The organism is Rhodoferax aquaticus, assembly GCF_006974105.1.
In the GTDB taxonomy this organism is placed as follows: domain Bacteria; phylum Pseudomonadota; class Gammaproteobacteria; order Burkholderiales; family Burkholderiaceae_C; genus Allorhodoferax; species Allorhodoferax aquaticus_A.
On sequence record NZ_CP036282.1, the window covers coordinates 4,420,067 to 4,440,652 of the forward strand.

The 20,586-nt window shown below is 60.9% G+C and carries 12 protein-coding genes; 6 read left to right on the forward strand and 6 right to left on the reverse strand.

The window, feature by feature from the left end:
- The first annotated feature begins 45 nt into the window (after positions 1-45).
- The 3 genes from EXZ61_RS20375 (at position 46) to EXZ61_RS20385 (ending at position 7,503) form a co-directional block, all read left to right on the forward strand.
- Positions 46-2,289 (forward strand): putative bifunctional diguanylate cyclase/phosphodiesterase, encoded by a 2,244-nt coding sequence (locus EXZ61_RS20375; RefSeq protein ID WP_142813761.1) that lies wholly within the window; start codon positions 46-48, stop codon positions 2,287-2,289.
- Positions 2,289-3,356, forward strand: coding sequence for an endo-1,4-beta-xylanase (locus tag EXZ61_RS20380; protein ID WP_142813762.1), 1,068 nt, complete (start codon positions 2,289-2,291; stop codon positions 3,354-3,356). The genes EXZ61_RS20375 and EXZ61_RS20380 overlap by 1 nt, the downstream gene beginning before the upstream one ends.
- A gap of 655 nt (positions 3,357-4,011) precedes the next feature.
- Positions 4,012-7,503 carry a DEAD/DEAH box helicase gene (locus tag EXZ61_RS20385; protein ID WP_142813763.1) on the forward strand — a complete coding sequence of 1,164 codons (3,492 nt, stop codon included), beginning with the start codon at positions 4,012-4,014 and terminating at the stop codon, positions 7,501-7,503.
- 8 nt (positions 7,504-7,511) lie between these two features.
- On the opposite strand, the gene EXZ61_RS20390 is transcribed toward EXZ61_RS20385, so the two are convergent.
- A complete protein-coding gene (locus EXZ61_RS20390) occupies positions 7,512-10,823 on the reverse strand; it encodes a bifunctional diguanylate cyclase/phosphodiesterase (protein WP_142813764.1) in 3,312 nt (1,103 codons plus the stop codon).
- Between the two features lie 223 nt (positions 10,824-11,046).
- Here EXZ61_RS20390 and EXZ61_RS22435 point away from each other — a divergent pair, with 223 nt between their 5' ends.
- Entirely contained in the window at positions 11,047-12,651 is a 1,605-nt protein-coding gene (locus tag EXZ61_RS22435; RefSeq protein ID WP_281063811.1) for a methyl-accepting chemotaxis protein, read from the forward strand.
- A 99-nt stretch (positions 12,652-12,750) separates the two neighbouring features.
- Positions 12,751-13,251, forward strand: coding sequence for an arsenate-mycothiol transferase ArsC (locus EXZ61_RS20400; protein WP_142813766.1), 501 nt, complete (start codon positions 12,751-12,753; stop codon positions 13,249-13,251).
- 27 nt (positions 13,252-13,278) lie between these two features.
- On the opposite strand, the gene msrB is transcribed toward EXZ61_RS20400, so the two are convergent.
- Positions 13,279-13,749 carry a peptide-methionine (R)-S-oxide reductase MsrB gene (gene msrB, locus EXZ61_RS20405; RefSeq protein WP_142813767.1) on the reverse strand — a complete coding sequence of 157 codons (471 nt, stop codon included), beginning with the start codon at positions 13,747-13,749 and terminating at the stop codon, positions 13,279-13,281.
- Positions 13,750-13,856: 107 nt separating this feature from the next.
- Positions 13,857-14,072 (reverse strand): DNA-binding protein, encoded by a 216-nt coding sequence (locus EXZ61_RS20410; protein WP_142813768.1) that lies wholly within the window; start codon positions 14,070-14,072, stop codon positions 13,857-13,859.
- Positions 14,073-14,273: 201 nt separating this feature from the next.
- Between EXZ61_RS20410 and EXZ61_RS20415 the strand changes: the two genes are divergently transcribed.
- The gene (locus EXZ61_RS20415) at positions 14,274-14,615 is read left to right on the forward strand and encodes a TfoX/Sxy family protein (RefSeq protein ID WP_142813769.1); all 342 of its coding nucleotides are present in this window, start codon (positions 14,274-14,276) and stop codon (positions 14,613-14,615) included.
- Between the two features lie 7 nt (positions 14,616-14,622).
- On the opposite strand, the gene EXZ61_RS20420 is transcribed toward EXZ61_RS20415, so the two are convergent.
- From EXZ61_RS20420 to EXZ61_RS20430, 3 genes are all read right to left on the reverse strand, one after another.
- The gene (locus tag EXZ61_RS20420) at positions 14,623-15,066 is read right to left on the reverse strand and encodes a hypothetical protein (RefSeq protein WP_142813770.1); all 444 of its coding nucleotides are present in this window, start codon (positions 15,064-15,066) and stop codon (positions 14,623-14,625) included.
- Positions 15,067-15,134: 68 nt separating this feature from the next.
- Entirely contained in the window at positions 15,135-16,106 is a 972-nt protein-coding gene (locus EXZ61_RS20425) for a diguanylate cyclase (RefSeq protein ID WP_281063812.1), read from the reverse strand.
- Entirely contained in the window at positions 16,103-20,560 is a 4,458-nt protein-coding gene (locus EXZ61_RS20430; RefSeq protein ID WP_168224839.1) for a CHASE domain-containing protein, read from the reverse strand. The genes EXZ61_RS20425 and EXZ61_RS20430 overlap by 4 nt, the downstream gene beginning before the upstream one ends.
- Positions 20,561-20,586 lie beyond the last annotated feature (26 nt).

Below are 20,586 nucleotides of genomic sequence, written 5' to 3' on the forward strand. Positions count from 1 at the left end.
CTACGGGCACAATCCCCCCAATTGCAACCGTACACCGAGGTGCTGATGTTTGCTGCTTACGAGGTAGGCTCCTTTGCCATCGCCATCCTGGGGCTGGCATTCGCCGCGGTTTGGCTGAATGACCGAACCAACCGTGCTGCGCTGTACTGGTGCGTTGCGCACTTCTCGCTGGCGGCGTCCTCGTTCACTGGATTTCGGTACCAAGAAACCCAAAACCTGGGGTGGGTGGCCATCTCTACGGTGGGGACGATTGTGTTTTTGGTGTTCTTGTGGGCCGCCAACGCTGCCTTACGACAACAAGACACCACGCCCAAACAGTGGGCTCTCCATGGGCTGGCAATCACCTTGGGCTTGCTCTTGGCCTGGCTGCTTGGCGGACAGCCGTGGGGGCGCCTGTACGTGTTTTGCCTGTTGGTGTGGTCCTACGGTTACTCCGCCTACCTCTTTTTCTGGCAGCTCAAGATGCCCTGGGTTGCGGGTGCTTTTGCCATTCGCTGCCTGACCTACTTACCCAAGCTCGAAAACTTTGCGCCGTTTGCAGACCTGCCCATAGCCTCATGGGCCACGGTGTTGGGATGGCTCAGCAGTGTGTACTTGGGCACCGTGCTGATCCATGCAGCGGTGCAGCAATCGAGCCGGCGCTTAAACCAAGCGCTAAGGCATCTGCCACACGCCATCGTTGCCCAAAGAGCGGACAACTCTGTGGTGTTTTGCAATGAAGCTTTCTTGCGCTTGGCTAAGGCACCCCATATTCAGCAATTAAAAAACCACATGGACAACAACCCATGGGCGCTGCAGCTGATGCAATTGATTCAGTTCACCGCCACGCCTGTTCCCATGGGTAACACGCTCATCCGTGAGATCGAACTGTGTCCGCCTGAGGGCACCAGCTTCCCCGCCGAAATCACCTTTTCACACTTTGATGACTTTGGCAGCGCCGTGCGCATCACCCAAATCAGGGACTTGAGTGAGCGCAAAAACGCGGAGAACGCGCGCATCCGGCAGCTCACGACCGACGATCTCACGGGCTTGCCCAATCGCAATTACCTAGAGCAGCAGCTGCAAACTTCGCTCCATCTTTGCAAGGAAAACGGTGGCCAGTACGCCCTTCTGCTCATCGATGTGGACCACTTCAAACAACTCAACGATGCCTTTGGACATCGCCAAGGGGACGTGGTACTCAAGACCTTGGCGCAGCAGTTGCTGGCCCAATGCACCACTGACGAATTGCTGGTGCGCCTCGGCGGTGATGAGTTTGCTCTGCTCACGCAGGCAAGCTTGGCAACGGACCCACACAGCACGTGGGACAGCAGGGCACAAGCCCTGTGCCAAGCGCTCGTCCAGTCTGTTGACCAAGGCGATCTGAGCTTTCGCTTGGGCGTAAGCATTGGCGTAACCACGGTCAGTGCCACCAGCACCAGTGCACAAGACCTGCTGCAACAAGCGGAACTTGCCATGTACGAGGCAAAGAAACGGGGGCGCGGTTCGCACGTCTTTTTTGATGCCACCATGAACGACGCTTTGACCGACGCGCTGCGCCTAGAGGGGGCCTTGCACCAAGCAGTTCCCCAGGGCGAGTTGACATTGCATTACCAGCCCATCGTGGTGGCGGGCACTGCCAAGCTGCATAAGCTTGAGGCCTTGTTGCGCTGGACGAGTGCAAGCCTTGGACCTGTAAGCCCTGCGCGGTTTATTCCCATGGCCGAGCAAAGCACCTTGATTGTGGAGCTGGGCAACTGGGTCATCCACGAAGCCATGCGCCAACGCGCCGCTTGGCAGCAGCAAACCGCTCACCCGCCCATCATCAGCATCAACGTGTCGGCCCGCCAGTTTGCCCAAGAAAACTTTGTGCCCATGCTCCTGGCTGCCACCCAGCACCATGGCGTGCAGCCCAGCGCCTTTGAGCTGGAGCTCACCGAATACACCTTGGTGGCAGACAACCCGGCGATTGCTTTGCACCTGCAGGCTTTGCGTGCGTGTGGGTTCTCCATCTCCTTGGACGACTTTGGCACCGGCTACTCGTCCCTGAGCTATCTGGCGCGCTTCAACCTGCACACGATCAAAATCGACCGCAGCTTCATCACCAACCTGGAAACCGATGCACGCAGCCAGGCCTTGGTCAAAGCCATCATCGCCATGGGGCACAGCTTGGGCTTGGCCGTGGTGGCAGAAGGTGTCGAAACGCCCGCACAGCAAGCGTTCTTGGTCGCGGAACAGTGCGATTACCTGCAGGGCTACCTATTCGGCCGCCCTGCCCCTGCCTCTACTTTCTTGGAGGAACACTCTTGATGTCGATAGGTTCACTGCTCAGGTTTGCCGCCCTCGCCGCCATGGTCGTCGGCACCCCAGTGGCTGGGTCAGCGGAGAAGACGCCTGCCTCGCTCGCCCAGCGTTTTGCGGGGCATTTCAAAATTGGGGCGGCGGTGGAGCCTTGGCAGCTCACCGGCTCGGAAGCGCCGCTGCTGGCGCAGCAATTCAACAGCCTGACGGCCGAGAATGTGATGAAGCCCTCGCGCCTGCAGCCCAATGAAGGCGAATTCACCTTTGCCAAGGCCGACGCCATCGTCGCCTATGCCAAAGCCAAAGGCATGGCCGTGCGTGGCCACACCCTGCTGTGGCACCAGCGCACGCCCGACTGGTTTTGGAAAGACGCGAGCGGCGAGCCGGCCACCCGTGAGCTGGTGTTGGCACGCCTGCAATCGCACATTGCCACTGTGGTGGGCCGCTACAAGAGCACCATTGGTGTGTGGGATGTGGTGAACGAAGTGGTTGACCCCAGCCAACCCGGTTGCCTGCGCGACAACGCGTGGCTGCGTGTGGTGGGGCCTGACTATGTGGACTGGGCCTTCAGGTACGCACATGACGCAGACCCCAAGGCCAAACTGTTCATCAACGACTTTGCCACCACCCGCCACGACAAGCGCGCCTGCTTGGTCCAGGTGGTGCAAGGCCTCTTGGACCGTGGCGTGCCGGTGCACGGCGTGGGCCACCAAATGCATGTGTCGGTGTACGAGCCCACTGCACAAGAGGTTGACGAGACCCTCAGCACCTTTGCCCACATGGGTTTGGGCAACCAAATCACCGAGCTGGACATGAGCCTGTACCCCCGGCGCGCCTATCTGCTAGACGACACCATCGCCAACTTGCTGGAGCTACAGGCCCAGCGCTATGCCGAGCTGATGCAGGTGTTCTTGGCCCACCCTGAAATTGACAGCGTCACCTTTTGGGGCATCTCGGACGACCATACCCACCTGACCCAAGGACTGGAATGGTGGCGCCGCGAGAAGCCTCTGCTCTTTGACGACGAGCAAGAACCCAAAGCCGCCTTCTGGGAAGTGCTCAAGCTCGTGCCCTGAACCGCACTCAGCGCTGCTTGCCTGGGGTGCAGATGGCATCTGCCGGCACTTGCATAGATTGTTGAAGACTTGGTTTGCTTGGGTTTTGAACACCCACTCCCCCAGCCCCTCGCCCCGTCGGCGAGGGGAGCCTTTGAACTGCCGATTGGGTGGTTTTTCTCCGGCAAAAGGGCTACCCAAGCACCGTAGCCAACAGGGGTGGTCCACCACGGCCAGTGCATGCGGTTGTAGGGCCTCGGATGGGTGTGTGCGCCCCCACTGGCGTGCTTCGCCGCCAGCGTTGGCAAGCCAAAGTGCAGGAAGTACCTACAACAGCCTCGCACGCGCCGTGGCCAACCAACCCGTCGGCAACGCCACCCCTGTAGACGCGCATCCGGCGACCAATGCCCAAATTGGCAGTTCAAGGCTCCCCTCGCCGACGGGGCGAGGGGTTGGGGGAGTGGGTGTTAAAGAAACGCCCCCCGACCAACCCCACAAGCAGGCCGCAAAAAACAATAGCCCCCGCGCCGCACGCCTCCAAAAGCGAGGACAATCGCGCTTTGGCCGTTCGGCTTTTGCTGGCAAAAACAGTGCAAAAGCCGGCCAACGGACCGTATAACGCTATACATTGAGTAGCTACCCACGCTTATTGCATGGGCGCTACAGCCCTATTTGCATGGAAATTTCTTATCTACCGAATGGTTTGTGGTTCGATCCACGCTCTTTGCAAAAGCTGGTGCCCGATGGCTACTGGACGCGCGGGCTAGGGCTGTACCGCAACCAAAAAGTACTGTCGATCGAGATTGACCCCGACGCGGGCCACTGGATCGTGCAAGGCGAGGTGCAAGGCACTGAGGCTGAGCCCTACGAGGTCCATGTAGAAACCGCCCTCACCCCCGACAACCGCATCGCCTTTTGGGACTGCGAATGCAGCTGCGCCGTGGGCAGCGACTGCAAACACGGCGTGGCCCTCATGCTCAAGGCCGCTTACCACGGCCTGCAGGTGCTCAGCGAAGACGGCGGCGAGTTGCAACCCCGCGCGCAAGGCCTGCGCCACGGCCCCAGCCCCGAAGAGCTAGAAGCCAGCCGCCAAGCAGCCCAAGCCCGCGCCGATGAGGCCACCCGCCGCTTGGCCGAAGAAAAACTCATGGGCTGGCTAGACGCGCTGGACCAAGCTGGCGGTGCCGTCCCTGCCAACGCCCCCGTGCCCAGCGATGCGCGTGCGCGCGACAACATCAAACCCGAGCAGTACCTGTACCTGCTCACCATCCAAGGGGCGCAAACCCTGCGCCCCGTGCTCTACCTCGAGGCGGTGGTGGCCTACCCCAAAGTGACGGGCGGCTGGTCCAAGCCCAAGGCCATCAAAACCGCACCCTCCCCCGGGCAAGTGGTCTACGACCGGGCGACCGACAACGACAAACAGGTGTTGCAGTTGCTGCGCGCCATGCCAGACGCCAATAACTACCGCTTTGGCTACACCTACTCGGCCCAGGCTGCGCTGCAAGGCACAGTGGGTGAAATCGCGCTCACCCTGGCGGCCAGCACGGGGCGCTTGTTTATGGACGACGGCAAAGGCAGCGCGGGCACCCAGGTGCAAATGGGCCCGGTGCAAGAGCTGCTATGGCACTGGCAAGAGGTGCCTAGCCCCAACAGCCCCGAGCCCAACTGGACGCTGCGCGCACGCCTAGCCACTGGCAGCGCCAAGCTGTGTCTGAACAAGCCCCCCTATTACGTAGACGCCAACCACGGCGTGGTGGGTCTGGCCCAAGCGCCCGGTGTGTCCACCGCGCAGCTGCATGTGCTGCTGCACGCGCCTGCGCTCAAACCCTCGGCACTCAAAACCCACCAAGCCGCACTCATGGAGCGCTTGGGGCCCGTGCCGCTGCCGCCAGTGCTGGACACCCTCATCACGCTCAAAGACGTGGTGCCCACCGCACGCCTGCACCTGCGCCCCAACCTACCCGAAGACGTGCCCGAGGTGGGCATGATTCAAGCCGAGCTGCGCTTTGACTACGCGGGCCATGTGGGCTGGTGGGCGGGCCACGGCAACACCGTGGTGCTAGAAAACGCGCAGGGCCGCTACCTGCTACACCGCGACACCGCCGCCGAGCTCGACGCCGTCACACGCCTGTTCGACTTGGGCTTGCAAGCCGGTGACAACGGCGTGTTTGGCATTCCCGGCGACCAGGCCCAACATGCTTGGCTGCACTGGGCCGACACCGGCTACCAAGCCCTGCGTGACGCAGGCTTTGCCGTCTCGGTGGACGACACACTCACCGACTGGATCACCCATGCCGACGCGCTGGATGTGCGCATGCGCCCCGAAGGCGAGGACGAGGCCACATCGCCCTGGTTTGAACTCTCACTGGGCATGGAGATCAACGGCCAGCGCCACAACATCTTGCCGCTGCTGCCCGAGCTGATTGCGGCGGCCGCCAACAGCCCGCTGGACCCCGAGACCGGCCAGCCCCAAATTCCGCCCTATGTATACCTGCCCTCTAGCCTCAGCAAAGGCTTTTTGCGCCTGCCCACCGAGGCCTTGAAGCCGTGGATGGCGGCGCTTTTGGAAATGGTGGGCGAGCGCCCCAAAGACTTTGCCGCCGAGAGCTTGCGCCTAAACCGCCTAGACGCCATGCGCACCACGGCTTCCTTGGGCGAGGGCGCGCTGTGGGAGGGCGCCAGCGCCTTGCAGGCCATGGTCAAGCAGCTCGCGGGTGCCACCGCCCTGCCCGAGGTGCCCGTGCCTGCCAGCGTGCAAGCCAGCCTGCGCCCCTACCAGCAGCAAGGCCTGAACTGGCTGCAGTTTTTGCGCAGCCATGGCTTGGGTGGCATCTTGGCCGACGACATGGGCCTGGGCAAAACCCTGCAAACGCTAACCCATATCCAGGTGGAGAAAGACGCAGGCCGCCTAACCGCCCCCGCGCTCATCATTGCGCCTGTGAGTTTGATGGGCAACTGGCTGCGCGAGGCCCAGCGCTTTTGCCCGCAGCTGCGCACCCTGGTCTTGCATGGCAAAGAGCGCCACACCGTGGCCGCCAACATGGCCGAGCACGACATTGTGATTGCGCCCTACTCCCTCTTGATGCGCGACCGCGAGCGCTGGCTAGAGACCCAGTGGCATATCGTGGTGCTGGACGAGGCGCAAAACATCAAAAACGCCAACACCAACGCCGCCCAAGTGGTGAACCAGCTGCAGGTGCGCCACCGCTTGTGCCTCTCGGGCACTCCCATTGAAAACCACTTGGGCGAAATTTGGAGCCTGTTCCACTTCCTGATGCCGGGATTCTTGGGCAGCCAAGCGCGGTTTAACCAGCTGTTTCGCACGCCCATTGAGCGCCAGGGCGAGCCGGAGCGCCTGGGCCAGCTGCGCGCCCGCATCACCCCCTTCATGCTGCGGCGAACCAAGGCCTTGGTGGCCCACGAGCTGCCCCCCAAGGTGGAAACCGTCATGCGCGTGGAGCTGCAAGGCCAGCAGGCCGACCTGTACGAAACCATTCGCTTAGGGATGGAAAAGTCGGTGCGTGAAGCACTCAACGCCAAGGGCTTGGCCAAGTCGCACATCACCATCTTGGACGCATTGATGAAACTGCGCCAAGTGTGCTGCGACCCGCAGCTGCTGGACATGCCCGCCGCACAAGCCGTGACCAGCTCGGCCAAGCTAGAGCAGCTGATGGACATGCTGCCCGAAATGATTGCCGAGGGGCGGCGCATTTTGCTGTTCTCGCAATTCACCGGCATGCTCAGCCGCATTGAACAAGAGCTCAAAAAGGCCGGGTTGCGCTGGACCAAGCTCACGGGCCAAACCCAAAAGCGCGAAGAGGCCATTGCCAGCTTTACCAGTGGCGAGGTGCCGCTGTTTCTGATCAGCCTCAAGGCTGGTGGCGTGGGCCTGAACCTGCCGCAGGCCGACACGGTGATCCACTTCGACCCCTGGTGGAACCCCGCCGCCGAAGCCCAGGCCACCGACCGCGCCCACCGCATTGGCCAAACCCAAAGCGTGTTTGTCTACAAGCTGGTAGCACAGGGCACGATTGAAGAGCGCATCTTGGACCTGCAAGAGCGCAAAGCCAGCTTGGCCGACAGCCTGTACAGCGGCGCCACGGGGCGCAAGGAGCCCTTGTTTACCGAGAGCGACTTGGCAGAGTTGCTCAAACCCTTGAGCGACTAGGAGTTGCGCTACACCGCTGCGGCGTGAAACACCGGCAAGAGCCTGCCAATGGGTTCTGGCTTGTGCAGATGAAAGCCTTGCGCGTAGTCAATGCCCAGCGCTTTGACGCGCGCAAGCACCGTGTCTTTGTCCACATACTCAGCCACGGTTTTAACGCCGACCACGCGCGCCACATCGACAAAGCAACGCACAGCGGCATCGTCTAGAGGGTCATCCACCAAGTCGGTGATGAACTGGCCGTCGATCTTGAGGTAATCCACATGCAAGGACTTGAGGTAGCCAAACGACGATGCGCCTGCGCCAAAGTCGTCTAGCGAAATGCGCACGCCAAAGGCGCGCACCTGCTCAATAAACAGCGCGGCATCCGCCAAGTTGGTGACTGCCGCCGTCTCAGTGATTTCAAAACACAGGCGTTTGCACACCTCGGGGGACAGTGCCTGCAACTTCTCGATCACTTGCCGATGAAAGGCACGGTCGCCCACCGACTGGCCCGAGAGGTTGATGCTGAGCGTTTGAATGTTGATGCTGTCTACGTGCATTTCCAGCCATGCGATGGCGTTGCGCAAGACCCAGCGGTCAATGCGTGACGCCAAGTTAAAGCGCTCCGCCGCCGGAATGAAAGCACCGGGGCTGATGATGCCGCCATCAAAGTCTTCCATGCGCAACAGCACCTCGGCGTGCAGGCCGTGGCTTCCCTCGCCCAGGGCGCTGATGCGCTGGGCATAGAGCACAAACTTGTCTTCGTCCAGCGCCTGCTCGATGCGGGTGGTCCATTGCATTTCGCCATGGCGCTCGCGCATGGCTTGATCCGTGTCAAACCATGCATGCACCCGGTTGCGCCCCGCTTCTTTAGCGGCGTAGCACGAGGTGTCGGCTGCCTGCATCACGGCAGCCGTGGTGGCAAACGCGCTGGTGACCGCCACCAAGCCAATGCTGGTGCCCACCCGGAAGCGCCGGCCATCGTGCAAGAAACGGAACTCTTCCATGCGGTCGCATATTTGCTGCGCCACGCGCTGGGCCTGTTCGCTGGTGCAGTGGTCCAAAATCACCCCAAACTCATCGCCCCCCAAGCGGGCCAGCGTGTCACGCGAACGCACGGCGTCGCCCATGAGTTTGCTCACCTGCTGTAGCAACTGGTCGCCCGCCGTATGGCCGCAGGCGTCATTCACCAACTTGAACTGGTCGAGGTCGATGTACATCAGCGCGTGCGTGCTGCCGTCTTCATGGGTTTTTTGCAGCAAGCGGCGCAGGCGGGCCTCAAACTCGGCGCGGTTGACCAAGCCTGTCAGCTCATCGTGGGTAGCGCGGTAGCTCATCTCGCCCGACATACGACGCTGCTCGGTCACATCATGAAACACCAGCACCACGCCCAATATCTCGCCCGTCTGGCTGCGTATCGGGGCGGCCGAGTCTTCGATGCCAAACTCTTCGCCATGGCGCGAAATCAGCAACGTGTGATTGGCCAAGCCCACAATCTTGCCTTGCTTTAAGCAGGTGTCCACCGGGTTTTCAGTGGGCATGCGTGTTTCTTCATTGACGATATGGAAGATCTGCGCCAAAAGGCGGCCACTGGCCTCTGCGCTGCTCCAGCCGGTCATGCGCTCCGCAACGGGGTTGAGCCATGTCACGCGTCCTTGCCCATCGGTGGTAATGACGGAGTCGCCAATCGACTGCATGGTGACCCGCAAGAGCTCGTTTTGTCGCGCCAACTCGGCTTCCGCATTGCGCTGCGCACTCACGTCCCAGTTCACCCCCACCATGCGTACCGCCGCACCCAGAGCATCACGCTCAACGAGGGCCGCCGCGCGGATGTAGTGCACGGTCTGGTCCGCCCAGATGATGCGAAACTCATTGCGGAACTCCGCCTTTCCTGCCAAGGCGTCTTGCAACGCTGTCTCTGCCGCGGCTCTGTCGTCAGGGTGCAGGTGTCGCGCCCACAGCTCATACGCCCCTGTTTGATCGGTAATCGGCAGCCCGTAGAGCAGGTACATCTCTGGGCTCCACACCAGACTGCCGTCGACCACATTGAAGTCCCACACCCCAATGCCGCCCGAGTGCGTGGCCAGCTGAAACCGGTTTTTAATATCCGCCACCACTTGCCGTTGGGCATAGCTGGCACTGATGTCTTGAAACGCACCGACGATGCGCCTGGGTAGGTTTTTTTCAAACTCCACGCTCCCCACGGCACGCACCCAGATGCGCTCACCCGTGGCTTTGATAAGAGGTAATTCCAAGTCCCAGTTTTTCCCCAAGGTCATGCCGTCTTGGACCGCTTTTTCAATGACGGGGCGCGCCTCTGGCGCATAAAAGTTAATGGCCTCGGCCAAAGCAGGGCTATAGCCAGGCTCCACGCCCTGGATACGGCAGGTCTCATCGGACCAGTACACCGTACCCGCAACAATATCGACCTCCCAGCCCCCTACGCCCGCAAGGCGCCCGGTGCGGTCCAAGAACATTTGGCTTTTGCGCAAGTCTTCGCGCTGTTGCTTGCGCAAGCTAATGTCGTTGCGAATCGAGACGTACTGCTCAATGGCACCATCCGCTCCGCGCAGGGGGGCAACGATGCTATCCACCCAGTAGAGCCGACCATCTTTGGCACGGTTACAAATTTCACCCTGCCACGATTCGCCACGTTTGAGTGTGCGCCATAAGGCCGTAAAAAATGCCGTGGGATGGGCGTCTGATTTGATGAGCCGGTGGTTCCGCCCGATGAGTTCGGCGCGGCTGTAACCACTGATAGCGCAAAACGCGTCATTGACGTTGGTGATGGTGCCGTCAAGGTCAGTAAACGACACGATGCGGTGCTTCCATATCATGGCCAGCAAAGACTCATTGACCTGCTTGGCCGCTTCTTTTTCGGTGATGTCTTCCACTGCACCGACAAAGCCCGTGCGCTCCCCGCGTGCATTGAGGATTTGGCGGGCCGTGCTATGCACTACACGCAAGGGGCTGCCCGCTTGCTGCAGCCGAAAGTCCATGGCGAACTCGCGCCCTGCATCGGCACATGCTTGCCAGTGCGCAAACACCTTGGCCCGGTCCTCCGGATGAATACTCGTGGTCCAGCCCGTGCCCAAGGCTTGCGCGGCGCTTAGCCCGTAAATAGTCTGCCACTGGGCGTTGGTGTACGTACAGCCACCTTGGGCATCGGTTGCATAAATACCCAAGGGTGACGCCTCGCTCAGCGCACGAAACGTGGCCTCGCTCAAGTCCTGCTGGGGGTCGCGTTGGCTGCTCTCTACAACCCAGTCCGCAACAGCGGACAAGTCGGCCGATGAAAGCCTGGAAGCGCGCTGTGGTGTATCACCGTCAGATGTCGACATGCTCCGCCCTGTCTGTGTTATTGCTCTTCATCGTACAGGAGTTGTGGTTTTCCTGCTACCCGCCAACCCTGTGAAAAACGAAGCCAACGCACCCTAAATTGCTCGCAAATATCCGCTATTTCCGCGACGCGATGCCTTTTCAAACGAACGCGCTTACATTAGGATTTGGCGACTTGCACCATCCCGTGCAAGGTTTGCGCTTCCGATGCAAAGGACTCCCCGCATGAACCAGCTGAAGATTTCCACGCGGCTTACGCTGCTGGTTGCACTACTCTCCGTGATGCTGATCGTCGGTGCGGCCATGGGGCTGTATGGCATTACGCAGGCCAACCGCTCGCTGCAAACGGTGTACGAAGACCGCACGGTGCCGCTGGGGCAACTGGCCGAACTCTCACGCACCCACACCCGCAACGCCTTGCTGATTGCCAGCTCGCTGGCCGACCCCGCGCCCGATAAGGTGGCGCGCAATATGGCCGAAGTTGCCGTCAACACCAGCAAAGGCAACGCGGAGTTCGACGCCTACCTTGCCACCTACCTCACAGAAGAAGAGAAAGTGCTGGCCAAAGCCTTTGCCGAGGTACAAGCCAAGTTCCAGACCGAGGGTGTAGACAAAGCAGTGGCCGCCATCAAGGCCAATGACTTTACCGAAGCGCAGGCGGTAGGCGTGAATGTGGTGGAGCCCATGTCCGAAAAGATCAAAGACGCCTTGAGCCCCCTGCTCAAGCTGCAACTCGACGTGGCCCACAGTGAGTATGACCACGCGGTGCAGCGCTACGCCCTGATTCGCAACGTGGCCCTTGGCTCCTTGCTGCTCGGCCTGCCTTTGGCCGGGTGGTTTGCCTTTGTGCTGATTCGCAACCTGTCGCGCGCGCTGGAAGAGGCGGTGCTTGTGGCCGATGCGGTAGCCCTTGGCGACCTGACGCACACCATCCAAAGTCAAGGCAACGATGAAGTTGCCCGCCTAATGGCAGCTCTGCAGCGCATGGGCGATGCTTTGACCCGCGTGGTGAGCAATGTGCGCAGTGGCGCTGACAGTGTGGCCAATGCCTCGGCCGAAATTGCGCAAGGCAACAACGATTTGTCGCAACGCACCGAACAGCAGGCCAGCGAGTTGGAAGAGACGGCATCGTCTATGGAAGAGCTGGGCGCCACCGTCAAGCAAAACGCGGAGGGCGCGCGCCAAGCCAATCAACTCGCGGTGAGCGCCAGCACGGTCGCCGTGCAAGGCGGTGCCGTGGTGGCGCAGGTGGTGGACACCATGAAGGGCATTAACGAGGCCTCGCGCAAGATTGCCGACATCATCAGCGTCATTGACGGCATTGCGTTTCAAACGAACATCTTGGCGCTCAATGCCGCCGTAGAGGCCGCGCGTGCGGGGGAACAAGGGCGCGGCTTTGCGGTGGTGGCCTCTGAGGTGCGCTCGCTGGCCGGGCGCTCGGCCGATGCGGCGCGCGAGATCAAAGCGCTCATCAACAACAGCGTAGAGCGCGTGGAGCAAGGCAGCGCCCTGGTGGACCAAGCGGGCAACACCATGGGCGAGGTGGTGGGAGCGATTAAACGGGTGACCGACATCATGGGCGAGATCAGCGCCGCCAGCCAAGAGCAAGCGATGGGTGTGGCCCAGGTGAGCGAGGCCGTGAGCCGCATGGACCAAACCACGCAACAAAACGCGGCCTTGGTAGAGCAAATGGCCGCTGCGGCCAGCAGCCTCAAAAGCCAGGCCGATGACTTGGTGGGGGATGTGTCCACCTTCAAGCTGCGCGACGATGCGACACGCCCTGGCTTGCCGCGCGCCCCCCAAAGATACCTGGCTGCCCCCAAGGGTTAGTGGCGAACACCTAAGCAGGCCTAGCCCTCACGCGGTATAAATTTGCCTGACGGCGCTTTAGCCGTTGCCGGCCTACCGTTGGAGCTAGAACTGTCACCCATGCCCCATTCGTCCATCAACATCTTGTTTGTCTCTAGACGCAACACCATTCGCAGCGTGCTGGCGCAGGCGTGCTTGGCCCACAGTGGCAAAGGCAGGTTTGCGGCGTACTCGTGCGGCGTACCGGTGGAGGTGCACAAGCAGCCCAATCCAGCTACTTTGGAAGCGCTACGCAAAGCTGGGTTACCCGTCCCCACACCACTGGGTGTGGGCTGGGACCAGTTCACCAAGCACAGCAGCCCGCGCATGGACTGGGTCATTACCTTGGATGAAGATGTGAAACGCCTCACCCCCAGCTGGCCCGGCCAGCCGGAGACGGCCTTGTGGAGCTACCCCGACGTGCTGAGCCGCGCCTTTGGCAAAACCGCCATTGATGGCGAGGTGCTGCAAGTGCTGCACTCGCTGCGCAACCGCATTGAGATTTTGGTGAGCCTGCCTTTGCACGCCGGGGAGCGCGCTGCGCTGCGCGAGGATGTGCGTGACATTGGCTACGCCGCCTAAGCTGCCTCGCTAAGCACCTACGCATCTCTACGCGGGCACAAACTTCAGCGCCACACCGTTGTTGCAATAGCGCTTGCCGCTGGGCGCGGGGCCGTCGTCAAACACATGGCCTTGGTGGCCGCCGCAGCGGGCGCAGTGGTATTCGGTGCGGGGCAAGACCATCTTGAAGTCCACCTTGGTGTCCACCGCCTTAGGCAGCGTGGCAAAAAAGCTGGGCCAGCCGGTGCCGCTGTCGTACTTCATCTCTGAGCTAAACAGAGGCAAGTCGCAACCCGCGCAGTGGAATGTGCCTTTGCGCTTCTCGGTGTTCAAGGGGCTGGTGCCCGCGCGCTCGGTGGCCTCTTGGCGCAACACGGCAAACTGGGGCGCTGTGAGCCGCTGCTTCCACTGCGCCTCGGTGAGTACCAGCACGTCCAGGCGCGGCGCGTCTGCGGCGCCCGCCACGTAGGGGCTTAAACCTAAGGCGCCTAAAAGAGAGAAGAGTTGACGTCTACGCATGGGGACCGCTCCAAGTGGTGAAGATATGCACTTGGTCGGCGCATGCGCTGTAGTCTTACACGCCATCCGCTTCAGCAGCACGCGTGACGGTGGCTCGACTGCTGGCGCTAACGCACCGTTTGCAGCGCCACCTCAGCCGGTTCAAAGAACAGGCAGGCGCGCTCAAAGCGCTGCACCTCATCCACCGCGTACCGAATCTGCCCACCCACTTTGGTAAAGCAGGGGCCCACACCCACCGAGCGGGCCATGGCAATGGACGCCTCCGTGCGGCCCCAGCGTGCCGCCAATTCTTGGGTCGATAGCAACTGTGCAGGGTGGTTCATGGTGCGCTCCTTGGGGAATGGTCTCTTGCCTTCTTTATCGGCAAGCGCGCCTCAAAGTGGAGACATGTTGTGCGCGGCCCTTAGACAAGTCGCACAGAGACTGCGAGAGATGCTATGTTTGTAATAGCTACCCTCGCAATAGGGACGGGCGCTCCAGGCGAATTTTCCTTACACACCCAGCGCAAAAATTTATACTGCACCATGCCAACCGTTCCCCACCTAGCACCCGACACCGCTACCTTGGCGGCATTGGCAAACCTGGGCCCCAAGTCCGCGCAGATGCTGGCTGCCGCGGGCATTACCCACGTGGCACAACTGCAAGGGCTGGGCGCGGTGGCGGCCTATGCCCAAGTGAAGCGCCATGACGCACGCGCCAGTGTGAACTTGCTATGGGCTTTGGAAGGTGCACTCACGGGTTTGCATTGGCAGGTGGTGGCACGCGAACACCGCACCAGCCTGCTGCTGGCGCTTGAGGCGCACATGGCGCAGTCACCCGCACAGCAAGCCCCTAGAGGCAAAGCGACGCCCAAACGCAGACGCTAGTCTGGTGCTACAGCGCCCACTCCAGCGTCAAATGCAAGGTGGTGGTGACTTTGATGCCTGGCAGCAAGGCCACGCGTACCCGGGTCTTATCAAACGCTTTGAAGCTCACGCTGGGCGCTACCAACGGGGCAATGCCGTTGTGCACCCACTGCGAGTCGTAGTAGCCGTCGATCACGCCTACGGTGAGAGCCACCGTGTCGGCCCACGCAACGGGCGCTTTAGTCTCCAAGGTGTAGGCCACATAGCGTGAGTCTTTGTCCACGCTGTTGTGCAAGGCGCCTACCGACCACGGGCCATAGCGCAGGTACAGCCCCGGGTTGAAGTTTTTGAACTCGCCTGCGTCATGGTAAGAACCGACATGCACCCCCACCGCCCAGGGGCCGTGTTGCGCTAGCGAGGCACTGGCCAGCAAAGGCATGAGCAGAGCCATGGCAAGGTTTCTAACAGGCATGGATTCGGTTCCTTCTGGCAATTGAGCGGTACGCCCATTATTCGAAAAACCCCTCACGCTTAAAGCGTTTAAAGCACGCCTCCAAGGGCCTTATTTCGCCCCGCGACCTTGGCCGCATACAAATGGCCATCGGCCTTGCGCATCAAGTCTTCTAAGCTCGGTGGCGTGGGCTCCTGCGCGGCAGCATGCGGCACCACGCTGGTCAGTTCCGCGGGTTTGGCGCACGCGCCAATGCTGATCGTGATGACGGGGGCCACCAGCGAGTCCGAGTGGGGAATACTGAGGTCCATCACCGACTGGCCCACCGCGTGGGCCAGTTGCATAGCGCCTTCTAGGTCGGTGTTGGGCAAGAGGCACACAAACTCTTCGCCCCCATAGCGCGCAGCCATGTCGGCGGGCCTTTTGAGGCTGCTTTGGATGCAGCAGGCCACCAAGCGCAGGCATTTGTCACCCTCTTGGTGGCCGTAGCGGTCGTTGTAGCGCTTAAAAAAGTCGACATCCAGCATCAGCACACTCAAAGGGGTTTTTTCGCGCAGCGAGCGCTCCCACTCGGCTTTGAGCTGTTCGTCAAAGTGGCGGCGGTTGCAAATGCCGGTCAGGCCGTCTAAGTAGGCCCAGCTGCGCAATAGGTCGGCCTGCGCCTTGAGGGTGAGCTGGGTTTTGACCCGGGCGCGCACGATGTTGGGGTTAAAGGGTTTAGAGATAAAGTCCACCGCGCCCAGTTCCAAGCCCCGCGTCTCAGACGCTTCGTCACGGTGGGCGGTGACAAATATCACCGGGATATCGCGGGTAAGTGGGTCTGCGCGCAGCCGCTCACACACTTCAAACCCATCCATGCCCGGCATTTCTACATCCAAGAGCACCAAATCAGGCTGCTTGCTGGCACACACACTCAAGGCTTGCTCGCCCCGTGTGGCCATGAATATTTGGTACCCATCGGCAAACACCTGGTGCAAGGCTTGGACGTTGATAGGCTGATCGTCCACGATCAGGATTTTGGGCTTAATCGCGGGTGCGCTGATGGGCATGGTGTGGCTCATGTCTCCAAACTGCAAATCAGCGTTTCACATTCGAGTATGGCGGCCTCAAATTCAAGAGCACTCATCTCAGCCTCTAAAGGAGCCATGGCCGCGCCCAGGTGCTTGCTATAGCGCTGCTGGACTAAGGCCATGGTGTGCATGGCCTCCATGTCACTGTCGGCCAATTGAAGGGCTAAGTGTTTCAAGAGTGTCAGTATCTCGGCGCGCTCCGTAGAAGTCAACTCGGCAAGCGCTGCCGGGGCTTGCGTCGCATCGGTGCCCCAGGCTTGCACCAAGGCCTGCAGGGCAGGTGTCACTTGGGCAATGGCCTCGCATATGCTTTGCACCTGCTGCACCATGGTGGCCACATCTGATGTGGCGGAGCTTTCTTTCTCCAAGCGGCCTGCAAGGTGGGCCAATCCATCGGCCCCCAAGGTGGCGGCCAAGCCTTTGAGGGTATGCATGTCGCGCGCCAAGCCCGTGGGGTCGCGCTGTGCAATGTGGGCCTGCAGTTGGGCCGGCACGTTTTGCAAATCAGCCACAAACGTGGAGAGCATGCGCTGGTACACCTCTTGTTTGCCGCCTAAGCGGCGTAAGGCGGTGACGACATCGACGCCCGCGGCCTGCGCTGTGTCCGCCAAGGACGTGCTCAGGGCTGGCGTCTGCGCTGCCGTGCTGCGCCCAGTATCAAACCACCCCGCTTGGCGCCTGAGCACTTGCACCAAGTGCTGCAAGTCAAACGGCTTGCCCACATGGTCGTTCATGCCGGCTGCGAGGCAGGCCTCGCGGTCACTGGCCATGGCGTTGGCGGTCATGGCCACAATAGGCAGCTGGGGCATGCCAAGATGCTCGCGCACATGGCGGGTAGCCGCAAAGCCATCCATCACCGGCATTTGCAGGTCCATGAGCACCACATCAAAGGGGGGGCTTGCAGCCGCAATGGCCTCCACGCCCTCGCGGCCATGGTTGGCGAGTTGCACCCACGCACCTTCGCCTTCCAAGAGTTCCCGGGCGACTTGCTGGTTGTTGAGGTTGTCTTCCACTACGAGCAGGCGCATATTGAGCAAGCGCTGCCCTTCGGATGGTGCAGAAGGCTCTGTCGCAAGGGCCAATGGTTCGCTGGTCGGCGCAGGGCGTACTTGCTGCAAGGCCTCCAGCAGCATGTGCGGGGTCACGGGTTTGACCAGGTAGCCGTCTAACAGCGCTTGCTCCTGCCCAGAGCGCTTGGCTAGCATTTCACGGCCTGAGGCGGTAACCATCACCAACAGAGGCACTGCGCCCGCAGCCCCCAAGGCCCGTATGCGCAGGCTGGTTTGCCAGCCGTCTAGGCCCGGCATGTTCCAGTCTACAAACACGGCTTGGTACGACTGCCCGTGGTCCACCGTGCTTTGAATGTGCTCGAGGGCCTGCTCGCCGCTGACAGCAAGGTCCACCTCCCAGCCCAAAGACTGGCCCATGGCGCTGAGGAGCGACAAGGCCAAGGGGTTGTCGTCCACCATCAACACGCGCAGCGGGCTGTTAAAGGGCACTGGCACTTCGGCAGTGAGGGCGGGCGCCTGTGCGATGGGCAAGGTCACGGTGAAGTAAAAACGGCTGCCTTCGCCCAGCGCACTTTGCAGCTCTAACTCGCCGCCCATCATGTTGACAAAGCGCTGGCTAATGGCAACCCCCAAACCGGTGCCCCCAAAGCGCCGGGTGGTAGACGATTCCGCTTGGGTAAAGCCGCTGAAGATGCGTGCCTGGTTTTCGGGGGCTATGCCAATGCCGGTGTCTTTAACGCTGAACTGCAGGGTCACTGCGTCAGCGGTACTTTGCGTTTGCACAATCGACAAAACTACCTCGCCACGCTCAGTGAACTTAATGGCATTGCTACACAAATTGAGCAAGACCTGTTGGATGCGCATGGCGTCACCCACCAAATGGCTGGGCACAGCGGGGTCCAACTGGTAGAGCATTTCAATGGGCTTGCCGCCCACCGAGGTGGCCAATATGACCGAGAGATCGCGCAACAGTTGGTCGACCCCAAAAGGATGGGGGTCTAGGGTCATCTTGCCGGCTTCTATCTTGGAAAAATCCAAAATTTCATTGATGAGTCCCAAGAGTGCCCGCGCAGCCCCTTCGCTCTTGGCCGCATAGTCGGCTTGCTTAGGCGTGAGCTGGGTTTTGCGCAGCAGCGTGAGCATGCCCAAAATGGCGTTCATGGGCGTGCGAATTTCGTGGCTCATATTGGCCAAAAACTGGCTCTTGCTTTGGGACGCGGATTGGGCCGCATCTGTGGCCTGCTGCAACGCAAGCTGTGTAGCCTTTTGGAGGGACACATCGGTATGGGTGCCCACCATGCGCAGCGGGGCGCCTTCTGCGTCGCGCCTGACCACAGTGCCACGGTCCAAGATCCATTTGTAGCTGCCGTCTTTGCACAAGACACGGTGCTCATTGGCAAAGCTGGTGGTCACGCCATCGAGGTTGGCCTGTACGTCGGCAAAGACGCGGGCCGCGTCATCAGGGTGCAGGCGACCGCTCCACTCGGTCAGATCATTACCTATCTCGTCTTCACTGTGGCCCAGCATCTCTTTCCACGTTTTGGACAGCTGCACGGTACCGGCCTTGAGGTCCCAGTCCCACACGCCGTCACCACTGCCTTCAATGGCAAAAGCAAAGCGTTCTTGGCTAATACGCAGTTCTTCTTGCGCCGCCACGTTACGGGTGATGTCCGTGCGAATAGAGATGTACTTGTCGATTTGTCCGTCGTCGCCAATGAAGGGAGCGATAAAGGTGTCTACCCAGTACAAGTGCCCGTCTTTGCTTTTGTTGCAGACCTGGCCGCGCCAAGGGAGCCCGGTCGAAATGGTGGTCCACATGTCTTTCCAAAACGCGGGAGGGTGCGTACCAGAGTTCACGATGCGGTGGTTCTTGCCAATCAGCTCTTCACGGGTGTAGCCGCTGATGTCGCAAAAAGCCTCGTTGGCATCCACAATGGCCCCCGTGGCGTCGGCCACCGACACAATGGCATGCAGGTTGAGCGTGCTCAGCAAGGCATCGTTTTCACGCAAGGCGGTTTCCAAGCGTGCTTGGATGGAACGCAGTGGCGTAATGTCAATGCCAATTTCCATAAAGCCCACCAAGCGCCCTTGGGCGTCGTGCTGGGGCTGCAACTCGGTGGCGGTCCAGTACTCGTGCCCGTCTTTGGCCCGGTTCAAGACCTCTACTTTGCAGCTGACGCCTTGGCTAGCCGAACGGGCCAGCGTGGCCAGAGTCTGCGGGCTGGCTTTGCCACTGCCCACCAGCTCTGCGGGCGTTTTGCCTACAGCTTCCTCCAGGCTATAGCCCGTGACCCGCGTGAACCCGGGGTTGACCCAGGTGATGCGGCCTTGGGCATCGGCCAAGGTCACCGCATTGCTGGTGTGTTGTACCACCTTGGCCAAGCGCTGCGCTTCTTGCGCCATGCTGTCGGCCAAGCGCTCGGCGCGCTCGCGCCCCGTAGCCAAGCCGCGCAACAGGAGGGCTAGTAACAAGGACACCATGCTCCCACCGACCAGCGCCAGCCAGGCGGCACTGGTGTTGACAGTTGCCGCAAACGCCGCCGTGCGGTGAAGCTCCAGCGAGAACTCTCGGCCAGGAAGCTGCAAGGCTTGCCACGTACTTAAAGACGCCTGCCCGCCAAACCCAGCATTGGTGTCGCTGTGACGGTCATTGGCGTCAAACATTTTGCGACCTAGCGGCTGCCCCAAGGCCGAGTCATACATCTCAAAGTCCAGCACTCCGGTCACCACATCGGGCAAGTCGCGCAGTAGTTCGGACACGACGATGGGTGCATACAGCAGGCCAACCAACGCGTCACGCCGTTCTTGGGCCGTTCTCGGATTGCTGCCCTTGGCAAAAATGGGCGTAAACAAGACGACTGCGGCTTGCTTTCGGTCGTCCTGCACTAAGGTCAACGCCCCCGAAACGGTGGCCTCACCCGTGGCAATTGCGCGCTCCGCCGCAGCCCGACGTTGGGGCTCTGAGCCCAGATCTAGCCCCAACGCGGCTAAGTTGCTGGATAAAGGTTCGATGTATTTGACAATGTACATATCGTCAAATACAGGCCCGCCTAGGGTTTGCACAGCGAACGCCGGCGCACCGTCAGCGCGCATTTTTTTGACAAAAACGGGGAGGTCTTCGCGTAAGACCGGTTGCACAAAGCCTATGCCACGCACGCCAGGAAACTCGGCGGGCAAACTGCGCGCGTTCACGTACGCACTAAAGTCGGCACGCCCCACCTGCTTGCCAACCGCGTACATACCCTTTACACCATTGAGACCATATTGCGGCAGGTAAAACCGCCGCTGTAGCTCGGCTGCAGTGCGCTGGGCCAAGTAGTCAAAATCTTGCGCAGCCCGCTGCTGGATGCTGCGCTGCATCTCCCAAGCGCCTAAGGCTGAAACGGCAAGACCTGCGGCCAAAACCATTGCCGGTGCACTGCGGACAGATCGCAAGGAAGGACTCCAAAACGCCATGCACA

Coding starts and splice junctions, on each gene's coding strand:
- EXZ61_RS20375 (WP_142813761.1), top strand. CDS start 46: ATGTTTGCTGCTTACGAGGTAGGCTCCTTTGCCATCGCCATCCTGGGG.
- EXZ61_RS20380 (WP_142813762.1), top strand. CDS start 2,289: ATGTCGATAGGTTCACTGCTCAGGTTTGCCGCCCTCGCCGCCATGGTC.
- EXZ61_RS20385 (WP_142813763.1), top strand. CDS start 4,012: ATGGAAATTTCTTATCTACCGAATGGTTTGTGGTTCGATCCACGCTCT.
- EXZ61_RS20390 (WP_142813764.1), bottom strand. CDS start 10,823: ATGTCGACATCTGACGGTGATACACCACAGCGCGCTTCCAGGCTTTCA.
- EXZ61_RS22435 (WP_281063811.1), top strand. CDS start 11,047: ATGAACCAGCTGAAGATTTCCACGCGGCTTACGCTGCTGGTTGCACTA.
- EXZ61_RS20400 (WP_142813766.1), top strand. CDS start 12,751: ATGCCCCATTCGTCCATCAACATCTTGTTTGTCTCTAGACGCAACACC.
- msrB (WP_142813767.1), bottom strand. CDS start 13,749: ATGCGTAGACGTCAACTCTTCTCTCTTTTAGGCGCCTTAGGTTTAAGC.
- EXZ61_RS20410 (WP_142813768.1), bottom strand. CDS start 14,072: ATGAACCACCCTGCACAGTTGCTATCGACCCAAGAATTGGCGGCACGC.
- EXZ61_RS20415 (WP_142813769.1), top strand. CDS start 14,274: ATGCCAACCGTTCCCCACCTAGCACCCGACACCGCTACCTTGGCGGCA.
- EXZ61_RS20420 (WP_142813770.1), bottom strand. CDS start 15,066: ATGCCTGTTAGAAACCTTGCCATGGCTCTGCTCATGCCTTTGCTGGCC.
- EXZ61_RS20425 (WP_281063812.1), bottom strand. CDS start 16,106: ATGAGCCACACCATGCCCATCAGCGCACCCGCGATTAAGCCCAAAATC.